The following is a 13,930-nucleotide window of genomic DNA, read 5'->3' on the forward strand; positions in this document are numbered from 1 at the left end:
GGGATGGAAAACATTTTAAAAAAATTAATTGAGTTTACAAAGGAGAAAATAGAGAATCTGAAGCAACTCTATGACCTTACAGAGAAAATAGGTGTTGCTATAGGTTCTAACGACCTGGAAGAACTTAAAAAACTATTAGTTTCAAAGCAGCAGATAATTGAAAGGATAAATGATATAGACAAGGAATTTATACCCCTTTATAATGCTTTCAAAAAAGAAAATAAGATCGAGAGCATATTTGAAATGGAAGACAATATAATTGGCGATGCCAGCAAATTAAAGGGTTTGTTCATCGATGCTAAAGCGTTGCTTGACAAAATCAAAGAAAAAGATGACAGCAACATCAAAGAGATAAATAAAGTTTTTGAGAAAGTGAGCGACAAATTAGAGGAGCTTTCCAAAAACAAAGAAGGATATGTGGAATATCTTAGATATTATACTCCCGAAAGTTACTTTATAGATAAAAAGCGTTAAAAAAGCGGGTTTTCCCGCTTTTTTATTTCTTTATCTGGAGTTGATAATAGTTTAGATTTGGTTTATTATTAAAGTAATTAATTTGTGCTTAAAAGGGCGAAGAGAAGGGGGGAATGATGATGAGAGAAGAAATTGAAAAAGTTATAGAAGAAGCAAGAGATAGAGTTGTTGAGTGGAGAAGGTATTTTCATCAGTATCCAGAGCTTTCCTTTCATGAAGTGAAGACCGCTGAAAAAATTTCTGAGATTCTTTCTTGTTTTGGCAATTTAGAAATTTCAAGGCCAGTTCAGAACAGTGTCGTGGCAGATTTGGAAGGGGCGGGAGAAGGTAAGACTTTGGCTATAAGGTCTGATATAGATGCTTTGCCTATCAAAGAAGAAAATGAGTTTGAATTTTCTTCAAAAAATCTGGGAGTGATGCACGCTTGTGGTCACGATGGGCATATAGCCATAGTTTTAGGTACGGCTTATGTTTTATCCCGCTTGAAAGATAAGCTAAAAGGAAAAGTACGCTTTATATTCCAGCCTGCAGAAGAGGTGCCTCCGGGGGGAGCAAAGGAATTAGTAGAAAAAGGGGTGCTTGAAGGGGTTGATTACATAATAGGGCAGCACCTCTGGACTTATTTACCTGTCGGAAAAGTGGGGATAGTCTATGGACCTATGATGGCATCGGATGACATATTCAGACTGAAAATTATAGGAAAAGGTGGACATGCTGCAATGCCTCATCAAACAGTAGATCCTATTGCTATTAGTGCTCAGGTTATTGGCAATCTTCAGTACATAGTCTCAAGGGAATTGGATCCGATTGAACCTGTGGTGATAACTGTAGGAAAGATAGCCGGTGGAACTACTGATAATGTGATTCCAAATGAAGTAGAAATGGCTGGCACTGTGAGGGTCTTAAACCCGGAGGTTAGAAAGAAGATACCTGAAGCCCTGGAGAGAATAATAAAGGGCATTGTGACAGCTCACAGGGCTTCATACGAGTTTTACTTCGAGTTTGGCTATGGCCCTGTGATAAATGATGAAAGAGTAGTTAAGATAGTGGAAGATGTGACAAAAAGTCTTTACGGAGAAGAGGCTTTAGAGAAGATAAAGCCTGTAATGGTAGGGGAAGACTTTTCAGCCTATTTAGAGAAAGTTCCAGGAGCCTTTATATTCGTAGGTGCTAAAAATGAAGAAAAGGGGATAATTTACCCTCACCATCACCCCAGGTTTAATATAGATGAAGATGCTTTAGAGATTGCTTTAAGGATTTTGGTTTACTCGGCATTTGAGCTAGTAGAAAAATTTTAAAATTTTATTGATATTTGAGGTAACAGGTGATATAATACACCTATAATATAATCGAAGAGATTATATTATAAAAACCAAAATAAAGAAGTGAGGGGACAAGTTAAATGTATCAGGACAAAGTGTTAGTTTGCAAGGACTGCGGGAGAGAATTCGTGTGGACGGCAGGGGAACAGCAATTTTATGCAGAGATGGGCTTCCAGAACGCTCCGGTAAGGTGCAAAGCCTGTAGAGAAGCACGAAAGAGAAGAAGTTATAACCACCATCAGGGTGGCAGAAGAGAGAAAAAAGCTTATGGAATCAGGTAATCCCCTCACTTTTCAAAAAGAAAGTGATGTGGATTGTAAAAAAGACACCAAAATGGTGTCTTTTTTACATTTCAGATTATTTTCCACATTGTTAAATTAGGACTTTAGACTTATTCACAAAGTTATCCACATTATCCACAGTTCTTTGTTTCACACCCTGTTGAAAAAAATATTGCAATTTTATTCATAAGATATTATAATTATAAAAAGTGAAAGTGAAATCGTCAAAAGAAATTAAACGGTATGGAGAAATTTTCAGAAAAATTAAAAAAGGGAGAGGAGAAAGATATGAATAAAAAATCACTATTTTTAGCTTTTGCGGTGATTTTTGCTCTGGTTTTTATGCTTTCAGGCTGTGGCAGTAAGTTTAATACAGTAGATCAAATCAAGCAAAAAGGCGTAATTGTGATGGGCACGAGTGCAGATTTTCCGCCTTTTGAATTCCACAAAGTGGAAGGAGGAAAAGACGAGATAGTAGGTTTTGATATTGACATTGCCAATGCTATAGCGAAAAAGCTGGGAGTAAAACTTGAAATAAAAGATATGGACTTCAAAGGCCTTATTCCAGCTCTTCAGGCAGGAAGAGTTGATATGGTAATTGCGGGTATGACGCCTACAGCAGAGAGAAAAAAGAGTGTGGATTTTTCAGACCTCTATTACGACAGCAGGCAGGTTGTTGTGGTAAAGAACGACAGTCCAATTTCAAAATTTGACGATTTGAAAGGCAAAACAATTGCCGTTCAAATAGGAACTACTTCGGAAGAAGCTGCTAAAAAGATTCCTGATGTAAAGTTAAAGCAGTTAAATCGAGTCAGTGATGAATTTATGGACCTTCAAAATGGCCGCTGTGATGCGATTGTCGTAGAAGACACAGTTGCCAAAGCTTATTTGAAGGAATACAAGGATATGAAAATTCTCTATATGGATGAGATAAACGAGGTAGAGAATGGTTCTGCTGTAGCAGTGGCAAAGGGCAATAAGAGCCTTCTTAATGTGGTGAATGAGGTGATAAAAGAGCTCAAGCAAAGTGGAGAGTACGACAAACTTGTAGATAAGTGGTTTAAGCAGTAGTTTAAAGTGGAGAGTTTTTCTCCACTAAAATTTTGTGAAGGAGAGAAGGTAGGCTATGACGGTAGACTTTTTGAGCATGGTAAAATACACGCCACTTTTTATAAGCGGACTTATAATGACCCTTAAACTGACTTTCCTTGCAGTGACAATTGGAGTTCTGATGGGGCTTTTTATAGCTCTGATGAAGATGTCCTCAATAAAACCTATAAAGCTTGTCGCTTCAAGCTATATAGAAGTGATAAGGGGAACTCCTCTTTTAGTGCAATTACTTCTCATATACAATGGACTTATGCAGTTTGGCATGAACATTCCTGCTTTTACAGCAGGAGTTTCAGCACTGGCAATAAACAGTTCCGCATATGTGGCAGAGATTATAAGGGCAGGGATACAGGCTGTTGACCCAGGGCAAAATGAAGCAGCCCGGTCTCTTGGGATGACTCATGCAATGGCCATGAGGTATGTCATAATACCCCAGGCCATAAAAAATATCCTTCCGGCTTTGGGAAATGAATTTATTGTGATGCTCAAAGAATCGGCTATAGTTTCAGTGATAGGCTTTGCAGACCTTACGCGTCAGGCAGACATCATACAGAGTGTGACTTACAGGTATTTTGAGCCTTATATAGTAATCGCTGCCATATACTTCATAATGACTTTGACTTTTTCAAAACTTCTTTCTCTCTTCGAAAGGAGGTTGAGGGCAGGTGATATTCGTTAATGATGTGTACAAAAACTTTGGCAGTTTAGAAGTCCTAAAAGGCGTTACATTAAAAGTCAACAAAGGTGAAGTTGTAGTCATAATAGGTCCCAGCGGTTCCGGAAAAAGCACACTTTTAAGATGCATAAATCTTCTTGAGGAGCCTACAAAAGGGGAAGTCTTTATAGATGGAGTGAAGATAAACAACGGCAAAGTAAATATAAACAAGGTAAGGCAAAAGGTGGGGATGGTTTTTCAGCATTTTAACCTTTTCCCGCACCTTACTGCGATAGAGAATATCACTCTGGCACCTGTAAAGGTAAAGAAGATGAACAAAAAAGAGGCAGAAGAGCTGGCAGTAGACCTTCTTGCAAAAGTTGGGCTTCTTGACAAAAAAGATGAATATCCCATAAAGCTTTCAGGTGGGCAGAAACAAAGGCTTGCTATTGCAAGAGCCTTAGCCATGCAGCCAGAAGTCATGCTTTTTGATGAACCAACGAGTGCCCTTGACCCTGAGATGGTGAAGGAAGTTTTAAACGTGATGAAGCAGCTTGCCAATGAAGGAATGACAATGGTGGTTGTCACGCATGAAATGGGATTTGCAAGAGAGGTCGGAGACAGAGTCATTTTTATGGACGATGGAGTGATAGTAGAAGAAGGCACGCCTGAAGAGATTTTCTACAGGGCAAAAAATGAGAGGACAAGAGAATTTTTGAGCAAAATCTTATAAAACGCACCCTGGCAAAGGGTGTTTTTTATTTCCACATATTGCAGTGTGCACGTTTTTTATGTAAAATTATAATAAATAGAGGATGAGAGGGGTTTGATGCTTATGAACATCATAGTAAGTGGTAAAAATGGGATGACCATAACAGATGGCCTAAGAAATGCCGTCGTAAAAAATGTGCAGAAACTCAGCAAATACTTCCCTCAGGATACAGAGGTAAGAGCAGTGTTAAGTGTTCAGAGAAATAACCACATAGCAGAACTCACCATACCATTTAAAGGAATTATCTTCAGGGCAGAAGAGATAAGCGATGACATGTACGTTTCAATCGGGGGAGCAGTGGATAAAATAGAGAGACAGATTTTAAAGCACAAGGCAAAGCTCAGGAATAGATTTGGCGCCAATGAATCCATAAGATTTGATGTTCCTACTATTTACGATGAAGGGGAAAAGAGGGAGGAAGAGGAGACTTCCTTTGAAATAGTAAAAACAAAAAGATTTCCAATAAAGCCTATGTCGCCAGAAGAAGCGATTTTGCAGATGAACCTTTTGGGCCACACATTCTTCGTATTTACAAATGCCGAAACTGACATGATAAATGTGGTTTACAAAAGAAAAGACGGAAAATACGGCTTAATAGAGCCGATTGGAGAGGAGTAAAATTTTATAGAAGGTTGGGGATGGGCTCTATCCCCAATTTTTTTGTCAGAAAAGAAGGAATTTTGAAAAGCATATAGAATATATTTAAAATGTGTGGACAAATTTTAATAGGGTGTGAAGATAATGGGTGAAATAACAAAAGATACGGTAACTTCGATGGAGATGTACATAAATAAAGTTCCGGGAGTGCTGTCCAGCAGGATAGTGGTAGAAAATGAGGAAATAACGGAAATCCACGTATTAGCTGACAGCACGAGGAATGCCAAGCAGATTGCGAGAGATGTGCAATCTGTGATAATGGCCCAGTTTGGGATTGACATAGATTATAAAGTGATAAGTGTTGCCCAAATTGATGTTGGGGCAAAACCTCCTTCTGAACACAGGATTGTATTCTCAAGCTATTCTTTTGTAAATAGTGGGCTTACAAGTGAAGCAAGGGTGATACTCACCCGCGGAGACGAAGTCTTTGAAGGATTCGCTGAAGGACCTAACACAACAATGAACAAGTATAAAATCATTGCAAACGCTACATTGGATGCTGTGTCAAAGCTCATTCCCAAAAACCATTTATTTTTACTGGAAGATGTCGATATATTTAATATAGCGAAAAGCAGGATAGTGGTTGTAGGAGTCACCCATGTGACAAATAGCCAGGAAGAACTTTTGACAGGATCTTCTTTAATAAGAAAAGATGAGGGGGAATCTGTTGTAAAAGCGACTCTTGATGCCATAAATAGAAGAGTTATGTCAATTATATCCCGTTAGCTTTTAAACACACCCAAACCGCTTATTACATACTTAGCGTAGCGATACCTGAAGCCTAAGGGCAGAAGAAATAAAAACAGCAAAGGGGGTTTCAGGTATGAATAAAGCCACACTCATAAAGATACTCTTGGCTTTAATGGCACTTGCATTAGCAGGAGGCGCAAATTTAACATGGCACTAAGCGGTTTGTGGTGTGCTTTTTGAAGAAAAGAGGAGGTTTAATATGTTAAACAAAAGAGTAAAAGTGTATATTTCTATAATAATTGCTTTAGGAATTTCTTTCCTTATATATTCTATGCTAAGAACTTCAAAAAATACAATTCCAGATATAATTTTATTTGGTTTTTTTGCTGCATTAGCTGAATCAATGCCAGTATACATTGCTAAAGAAATTACTGTTTCTGTGGCATTTGCTGTAGATTTAATGGCTCTACTCATTTTTGGACCTTATGGTGGTGCTTTAATTGCTTCTATGGGTACAGCATTTCAAATTGTTAAAAGTGAAGATGGTACTTTGAGGCATATATTCAACTTGCCCTACTATAAGACGTTATTTAACATAAGTGAACTGGCTTTAAGCGTGGGAATTGCAGGTTTAGTATTTGAATATACAGGAGGAGTTGCAGGCACTTACATATATCCTAAATATCTTATACCTGCAGTGATAGCTGCTTCAGTATATTATCTTCTTAATACCTCAATTATAGCAATATTATTGTTACTACTTACTAATAAATCTCTCAGTTATGTTATAATGAAAGAAATTAAATGGATGGTTCCTAATTTCCTCTTTCTAGCCTTTTTAGGTATTGTCATGACAGAGGCATTTGTGAGAATTGGTTACATAAGCTTTGTACTCCTTTTTATTCCTCTATTTATGGTTCGCTATATGTTTAAGCTTTACATAGACTTAAAACAGTCTTACTATGACACAATAAATGTCCTTATGAAGGCGCTTGATGCGAAGGACAAATACACAGCAGGTCATTCTCAGAGCGTTGAAAGAATTGCTGCCCTTCTTTCAAGGGAGCTAGGGCTTAGTGAATCTCATATTGAGAGAATTAGAATTGCAGCACTTTTACACGATATAGGAAAGATTGGAGTTAAAGAGGAGGTTTTAAATAAACCCGGGAAGCTGACTGATGAAGAGATGAACCTTATAAGAGAACACCCTGTGAAGGGATATGAGATTTTAAGTGAAGTTCCATCGTTAAAGGATGTAGCTTTGTGGGTAAGATATCATCATGAATGGTACAATGGCAGTGGATATCCAGATGGGTTAAAAGGAGAAAAAATTCCCATTGAAGCTCAGATACTTTCTTTGGCTGATGTTTTTGATGCTTTAGTTTCAGACAGACCTTATCGAGATGCTTTTTCTCAGGAAGAAGCTTATAAGATAATTTTAGATCATGAAGGAACGCAATTCAGTCCAAAACTCATAGATGCCTTTAAGAAAGCCTTTGAAAAGCACAGGGAGGAATTTAAGCATGATATTTGATTCACTTGGAGCTTCTCTAATTTACGGACTTTTGAGAAGGGGGAAAATAAGCGGAATAGGGGACATTGTAATAAAAAAGATGGATTTTTTTATAGCCGCTTTTATTATACAGTTGATACTGTGGAACCTATCTGATAAATTTCCCATCATCATGGAATACCGCGCATACATCCACTTCCTTGTGTACCTTTTGCTTTTTATAGGGCTGTGGTACAATAGAGATAGCAAATATTTCAGGATAATCGCCTTGGGAGTTTTTCTCAATTTTATAGTGATATTTGCAAATGGAGGTAGAATGCCAGTATCTATCGAAGCACTAAAGGCGGCGGGACTTAATCACCTAATTCCACCTCTTGTGGAGGATAAAATTACTACTCATCAGGTTTTGACCTCCTCTACAAGGCTTAAATTTCTGGCAGATGTCCTTGTGCTTCCAAAGCCATATCCTCTTCCTAAGGCTTTCAGCGTGGGAGATTTGCTGATGGCTGTGGGCATTTTCTGGCTTATTACAGATGCGATGCTGGGCAGGGTGAAAAAGTATGACGGCGAAGGAGAGAAGGGAAAAAATACTTGAGATTTTAAAAGAGGCTAAAGAGCCTATTTCTGGTTCTGAGCTTGCCAAAATTTTTGGAGTTACAAGACAGATAATAGTTCAGGATATAGCTATTTTGAGAGCTAAGGGCAGTAGAATAATTTCTACTCCTCAAGGGTATATAGTAGACCTTGTGAGAGAAGGCACAAAGAAAAGAGTTTTTGCTGTAAAACACGGGTATGAGAGGACAGAAGAGGAGCTAAACTTAATAGTTGACAATGGGGGGAAAGTACTGGACGTTATTGTGGAGCATCCTTACTATGGAGAGTTAAAAGGGCTTTTAATGCTTTCCTCTAGGTACGATGTTGCAAAATTTATGGAGGTTATAAAAAAAGAAAAGGCAGCGCTTTTGTCTTCTCTTACAGGGGGAGTGCATCTTCATACTGTAGAGGCAGAAAGCGATGAAGCTCTTGCCAGAATAGAAAAAGCGCTAAGAGATAAGGGTTTTTTAATAGAGGAATAAAAATTTTAATTTTATATTGACAGCTGTATATACACCTGTGTATACTATAGTTGTGAGGATATATACAGGGAGGTATTTGATGATGAAAGCAAAAGAAATAACTGTCGGCGGACTTCTGGCAGCTCTTGCCTTGGTTATTCCTCTAGCTTTTGGAGGTGTGCTAGGTATAGTAATTCCGCCTTTTTCGGCAACACTAGCTTCTCATGTGCCTGTCATGCTGGCAATGGTTGTAAGCCCTGCCACAGCGGTTTTTGTTGGATTGGTTTCTGCACTGGGCTTTTTGATTAAATTAGGTCCTGTGATTGCAGCAAGAGCAGCAGTTCACGCTGTATTCGGATATGTGGGGGCGAAAATGATACAAAGAGGGTACTCATTCCTTGTAGCTTTAGCCGCTACCCTTCCGATACACGCAGGATTAGAAGCATTAGTTGTGATGCCTTTTGGATTTGATTTTTACACGGCATTTGTGGTGGTAGGGGTTGGAACCATGATACATCACGTTATAGATTCTGCAATTGCTCTTGCTGTGTTTTATGCTTTAAATCCGATATTGAAATTAAAAACTATACAGCATTAAAGCCCCATTCAGGGGCATTTATTTTTTTTCTTTTGTGAAAATTATGTGAAGATAGTGTAAAATATTATTTAAAAGGGCTGTTTTTTATTGTCATCCACTTCCTGTAGTGATATAATATATACTTGATTAACGATACCTTAGAAGGTGATAAAAATGTTGGGCTTAGTTGAAAAAATATTTGGCAGTTACAGTGAAAGAGAAGTAAGGAGACTGGAGCCAATTGCGGAGAAAGTTCTGTCATATGAAGACCAGATGGCAAGGCTTACTGATGCGGAGTTAAGGGCGAAAACAGATGAGTTTAAAAATAGATTGAAAAACGGCGAAACCCTTGATGATATACTTCCTGAAGCTTTTGCAGTTGTGAGAGAGGCTGCCTGGAGAACATTAAAGATGAAGCATTTCAAAGTACAGATAATAGGTGGCATTGTTCTTCACCAGGGGCGTATTGCCGAGATGAAGACTGGTGAAGGTAAGACATTGGTGGCTACTCTGCCCGCATATCTTAATGCTTTGGAAGGAAAAGGAGTTCACATTGTAACTGTCAATGACTACTTGGCTAAAAGAGATAGAGATTGGATGGGAAAGATATACGAATTTTTGGGGTTAAGTGTGGGAGTAATACTTCACGACATGGGACCTGCAGAAAGGAAGAAAGCTTATGCGGCTGATATAACCTATGGTACGAATAATGAATTTGGCTTTGACTACTTGAGAGACAACATGGTCATATACAAAGAAGATATGGTTCAAAGAGAGCTCAATTATGCCATAATAGACGAGGTAGACAGCATCTTGATAGATGAAGCCAGAACTCCTCTCATAATCTCTGGAGTGGGCGAAAAATCCACAGATATGTACAAATTAGCTGACAGGTTTGTAAGGACTTTGAAAAAAGATGAAGACTATGTAGTTGATGAGAAGGCGAAGGCTGTAAGTTTAACTGAAAAAGGAGTTGCCAAGGCAGAGAAATTTTTTGGGATAAAAAATTTAGCAGATATTGAGAACATGGAGATTTCTCACCACATTCAGCAGGCATTGAAAGCTCATGCGATAATGAAGAGGGACAGAGATTATGTTGTAAAAGACGGTCAGGTCATAATAGTAGATGAATTTACAGGAAGGCTCATGTTTGGAAGAAGATATAGCGAAGGTTTGCACCAAGCTATTGAGGCTAAAGAGGGAGTAAAAGTTGAAAGGGAAAGTAAAACCCTTGCTACTATAACTTTACAAAATTATTTCAGGATGTACAAAAAATTAGCCGGTATGACAGGTACTGCTCAGACAGAAGAGCAGGAATTTAGAGACATATACGGATTGGACGTTGTGGTCATTCCTACTCACAAACCCATGATAAGAATAGACCACCCTGATGTGATATACAAGACAGAAGAGGCGAAATTCAGAGCAGTGGTTGAAGACATTGTGGAAAGGCATAAAAAGGGTCAGCCTGTTCTTGTGGGTACTGTTTCTATTGAAAAATCTGAAAAATTAAGCGCAATGCTGAAAAAAAGAGGAATACCCCATCAGGTTTTAAATGCCAAGTACCATGAAAAGGAAGCAGAGATAATAGCGCAGGCTGGTAGAAAAGGAGCAGTCACAATTGCTACAAACATGGCAGGACGTGGTACAGATATTCTCTTAGGCGGAAATCCTGAGTTTATTGCAAAGAGAAAAATGCTGGAGGAAGGCTATTCCAAAGAGATTATAAATGAGGCGGCAGGGTACGGTCCCGTGTCCAGTGAAGAAGTGAGAAAAGCCCGCGAAAGGTATTTTGAGCTTTTGGAAGAAGCCAAAAAGGAGACGGAGAAAGAGCACGAAGAAGTCGTAAAACTTGGCGGTTTGTACGTTATAGGTACAGAAAGGCATGAAGCGAGAAGAATTGACAATCAGTTGAGAGGCCGTGCTGGCCGTCAGGGAGATCCGGGAGAATCAAGATTTTACATCTCTTTAGAAGACGACCTTATGAGGTTATTTGGTTCAGAGAGGGTAAAAAACCTAATGGACAGTTTAGGGATTGATGATGACCAGCCAATAGAGCACAAAATTCTTACAAAGCAGATTGAGCAGGCGCAGAAAAAAGTAGAAGGCATAAACTTTGACATAAGAAAACATCTCCTCCAGTACGACGATGTTATGAACAAACAAAGAGAAATCATATACGCTCAGAGGAGAAAGGTTTTGGAAGGGGAAAACCTCAAGGATTCTATCCTTGAGATGGTAAGAAGCATAATAGAGAGATATGTAGAAATTTATACGGCAGGGAGCAAATATCCTGAAGAATGGGATATAAAGGGGCTTTTGGATCATCTGTATGATATGTTCCTTGAAAAAGACAGCGTTGTAATAGATGTGGATTTAGACAGGCTTGACAAAGAAGTTCTGACTGACATAATATATGAAGAGGCGGTAAGGCAGTACGAGAGAAAAGAAGCCGAGATTGGCCCAGAGCAGATGAGGGAAATTGAAAGAATAGTATTACTGAGGGTTGTTGATACTAAGTGGATGGACCACATAGATGAAATGGACCAATTGCGCCAGGGCATAGGATTGAGAGCTTACGGGCAGGTAGATCCTTTGATTGAGTATAAAAAGATAGCTTTTGACATGTTTGAGGATTTGATACACAGCATACAGGAGGATACAGTCAAGTTCCTGTACAGGATTCAGGTGAACAAAGACAACAAGCTCAAGAGAGAGCAGGTTGCAAAGCCAGTTTCTACTAATATAAACGGCGAAGGAGATAATAAAAAACAGCCTGTAGTGAAAGAGAAGAAAGTGGGCAGAAATGACCCGTGCCCCTGTGGAAGCGGCAAGAAATACAAAAAATGCTGCGGAGCTAACGTAAAATAAAGGGAAAAGGAGAGGATGAGAATTGCTGCAGGATTACAGGGCAGAAGTTGAACAAATGCTTCATGAGATAAAAGAAATGGGTGTTTCTCTTTGACGTGGAAGGGATAAAAAAAGAGATAGAGGATATAGAAAGACAAATGTCAGATCCTTCTTTCTGGAGCGATTTGAAAAAATCTCAAGAACTTTCCAAAAAGCAAAAAGCGTTGAAAGAACTTCTGGAAGAATATGAATCCCTTCTTTCTCGCTGTGAAGACTTGTACACTCTAATTGAGCTAGGTTTGGAAGAAGGGGATGAATCTATAACTGAAGAGGTGGAGAGGGAATACAAAGAGCTTAAAAAAGAAGTTGAAAATCTTAAAATACGTACTCTTTTGAGTGGGCCATATGACAAAAACAATGCTATACTCTCTATTCACGCAGGGTCAGGTGGCACTGAAGCTCAGGACTGGGCTGAAATGCTTCTTAGGATGTACACCAGATGGGCTAATGATAAGGGATTTGAAGTAGAAATACTGGATTATCTGGAAGGGGAAGAAGCCGGCATAAAGAGTGCTACTCTTCTCATAAAGGGACCCTTTGCCTATGGTTATCTGAAGGGAGAGGCAGGAGTTCACAGACTTGTCAGGATTTCTCCTTTTGATGCAGCAGGCAGGCGCCATACCTCTTTTGCTCTGGTAGAAGTTATACCTGAGCTTGAAGATGATATAGAAATTGAAATAAGGCCTGAAGATTTAAAAATTGATACGTTCAGGGCATCAGGCGCAGGGGGGCAGCATGTTAACAAGACAGAGTCTGCAGTGAGGATTACTCACCTTCCGACAGGGATAGTTGTCTCATGTCAGAATGAGAGGTCTCAGATACAGAATAGAGAGACTGCTATGAAAATGCTCAAAGCAAAGCTTTTGGATTTGATGATGAAAGAGAGAAAAGAAAAGATAGAGGACCTAAAGGGAGAGCACAGAGAGGCTGCATGGGGCAACCAGATAAGGTCTTATGTTTTTCAGCCCTATACTCTTGTAAAAGACCACAGGACAAATTATGAAGAAGGAAATGTAAATGCCGTTATGGACGGAGAGATAGATGGGTTTATAAATGCTTATTTAAAGCAAAAGAGCGCATCCTGATGGATGCCTCTTTTTTATTCTTACTAAAAAATTTTTTCTTGCCACCCCTAAAAATTTCGATTCCCTTCCGAAATAATATAGTGAAAACAAAAACAAAGGAGGGAAGGATATGAGAAGAGTTTTAGCGTTAGTTTTAGTGCTTCTTTTAGTTTTTTCAGCAGGTATTACTGTTTACGCTAAACCAAACAAAGAAAAGCATGAGCTAAAGATTGAGACAAAGACCAAGTTGCAATCAAAAGGAGAGAGCAAAGAGAACAAGCTGGAGCTTGAGGTACATACTAAATTTGAATCAAAAAAAGGCATAGAAGCTTTTAAAGGCGAGATAAAAATAAATGGGCAAAAGTTCAAATTTGATATTCCCCCTGTAATAAAAGATGGAAGAACTTTGATTCCTGTAAGAGCTGTAATGAATGGCCTCGGAGCTAAAGTGGAGTGGGACCCTGATACTAAAACTGTAACAATCACGAAAGGAGACACTGTGGTTCAGTTTGTGCTGGGTGAAAACAAAGTAATTGTAAATGGCCAAGAAATAACACTTGACGTTCCAGCAATTGAGATAAGCAACAGAACTTTTGTGCCCTTGAGATTCCTCTCAGAAATTTTTGGTGAAAAAGTAAAATACGATGAAAAGACAGGAAACATAGAAATTGAGGAAGAGACTCAGATAGAAATAGAAAATGAAGAAAATACAGTTTCTCAAGAGGTATACAACAGCACCACTGAGACAGTTTCGGGAAGTGTATATGATAACAGTGAAGAAGTAGAAAAAAATGAATAATAAAATAATATACCCCCAAAACTGGTTAAAGGGCCGTTTTGGGGTTGTTTT

The 13,930-nt window shown here is 38.8% G+C and carries 15 protein-coding genes; all 15 read left to right on the forward strand.

The window, feature by feature from the left end:
• Nucleotides 1-3 precede the first annotated feature (3 nt).
• The 15 genes from flgN (at nt 4) to EV203_RS03795 (ending at nt 13,879) form a co-directional block, all read left to right on the forward strand.
• A complete protein-coding gene (flgN, locus tag EV203_RS03725) occupies nt 4-474 on the forward strand; it encodes a flagellar export chaperone FlgN (protein WP_132039174.1) in 471 nt (156 codons plus the stop codon).
• A 119-nt stretch (nt 475-593) separates the two neighbouring features.
• Entirely contained in the window at nt 594-1,772 is a 1,179-nt protein-coding gene (locus tag EV203_RS03730) for an amidohydrolase (RefSeq protein ID WP_207910864.1), read from the forward strand.
• A 104-nt stretch (nt 1,773-1,876) separates the two neighbouring features.
• Nucleotides 1,877-2,077, forward strand: a complete 201-nt coding sequence (locus EV203_RS03735; RefSeq protein ID WP_132039178.1) for a zinc-ribbon domain-containing protein — start codon at nt 1,877-1,879, stop codon at nt 2,075-2,077.
• Between the two features lie 288 nt (nt 2,078-2,365).
• The gene (locus EV203_RS03740) at nt 2,366-3,148 is read left to right on the forward strand and encodes a basic amino acid ABC transporter substrate-binding protein (RefSeq protein ID WP_132039298.1); all 783 of its coding nucleotides are present in this window, start codon (nt 2,366-2,368) and stop codon (nt 3,146-3,148) included.
• A 55-nt stretch (nt 3,149-3,203) separates the two neighbouring features.
• Nucleotides 3,204-3,866: an amino acid ABC transporter permease gene (locus tag EV203_RS03745; protein WP_132039180.1), complete on the forward strand. Its 663-nt coding sequence runs from the start codon at nt 3,204-3,206 to the stop codon at nt 3,864-3,866.
• Nucleotides 3,853-4,575, forward strand: coding sequence for an amino acid ABC transporter ATP-binding protein (locus EV203_RS03750; RefSeq protein WP_022588176.1), 723 nt, complete (start codon nt 3,853-3,855; stop codon nt 4,573-4,575). Before EV203_RS03745 ends, EV203_RS03750 begins: the two co-directional genes overlap by 14 nt.
• 102 nt (nt 4,576-4,677) lie before the next feature.
• A complete protein-coding gene (gene hpf, locus EV203_RS03755; protein WP_132039182.1) occupies nt 4,678-5,232 on the forward strand; it encodes a ribosome hibernation-promoting factor, HPF/YfiA family in 555 nt (184 codons plus the stop codon).
• 123 nt (nt 5,233-5,355) lie between these two features.
• A complete protein-coding gene (locus EV203_RS03760) occupies nt 5,356-5,997 on the forward strand; it encodes a hypothetical protein (RefSeq protein ID WP_132039184.1) in 642 nt (213 codons plus the stop codon).
• 223 nt (nt 5,998-6,220) lie between these two features.
• Nucleotides 6,221-7,495 (forward strand): HD-GYP domain-containing protein, encoded by a 1,275-nt coding sequence (locus EV203_RS03765; protein WP_132039186.1) that lies wholly within the window; start codon nt 6,221-6,223, stop codon nt 7,493-7,495.
• A complete protein-coding gene (locus EV203_RS03770; protein WP_132039188.1) occupies nt 7,485-8,069 on the forward strand; it encodes a DUF5317 domain-containing protein in 585 nt (194 codons plus the stop codon). Before EV203_RS03765 ends, EV203_RS03770 begins: the two co-directional genes overlap by 11 nt.
• Nucleotides 8,035-8,550, forward strand: a complete 516-nt coding sequence (locus EV203_RS03775) for a transcription repressor NadR (protein WP_132039190.1) — start codon at nt 8,035-8,037, stop codon at nt 8,548-8,550. Before EV203_RS03770 ends, EV203_RS03775 begins: the two co-directional genes overlap by 35 nt.
• Nucleotides 8,551-8,632: 82 nt before the next feature.
• The gene (locus tag EV203_RS03780; protein ID WP_132039300.1) at nt 8,633-9,127 is read left to right on the forward strand and encodes an ECF transporter S component; all 495 of its coding nucleotides are present in this window, start codon (nt 8,633-8,635) and stop codon (nt 9,125-9,127) included.
• A 153-nt stretch (nt 9,128-9,280) separates the two neighbouring features.
• A complete protein-coding gene (gene secA, locus EV203_RS03785; protein ID WP_132039191.1) occupies nt 9,281-11,977 on the forward strand; it encodes a preprotein translocase subunit SecA in 2,697 nt (898 codons plus the stop codon).
• Between the two features lie 22 nt (nt 11,978-11,999).
• Nucleotides 12,000-13,101, forward strand: a protein-coding gene (gene prfB / locus EV203_RS03790; protein ID WP_132039193.1) for a peptide chain release factor 2 whose coding sequence is annotated in 2 segments (ribosomal slippage) — nt 12,000-12,068 and nt 12,070-13,101 — 1,101 coding nt in all. Because the reading frame shifts where the segments join, the coding sequence is not laid out codon by codon here.
• Nucleotides 13,102-13,210: 109 nt separating this feature from the next.
• Nucleotides 13,211-13,879, forward strand: a complete 669-nt coding sequence (locus tag EV203_RS03795; RefSeq protein WP_011024950.1) for a copper amine oxidase N-terminal domain-containing protein — start codon at nt 13,211-13,213, stop codon at nt 13,877-13,879.
• Nucleotides 13,880-13,930: the final 51 nt, after the last annotated feature.

Source organism: Caldanaerobacter subterraneus (assembly GCF_004345675.1).
GTDB lineage: Bacteria > Bacillota > Thermoanaerobacteria > Thermoanaerobacterales > Thermoanaerobacteraceae > Thermoanaerobacter > Thermoanaerobacter subterraneus.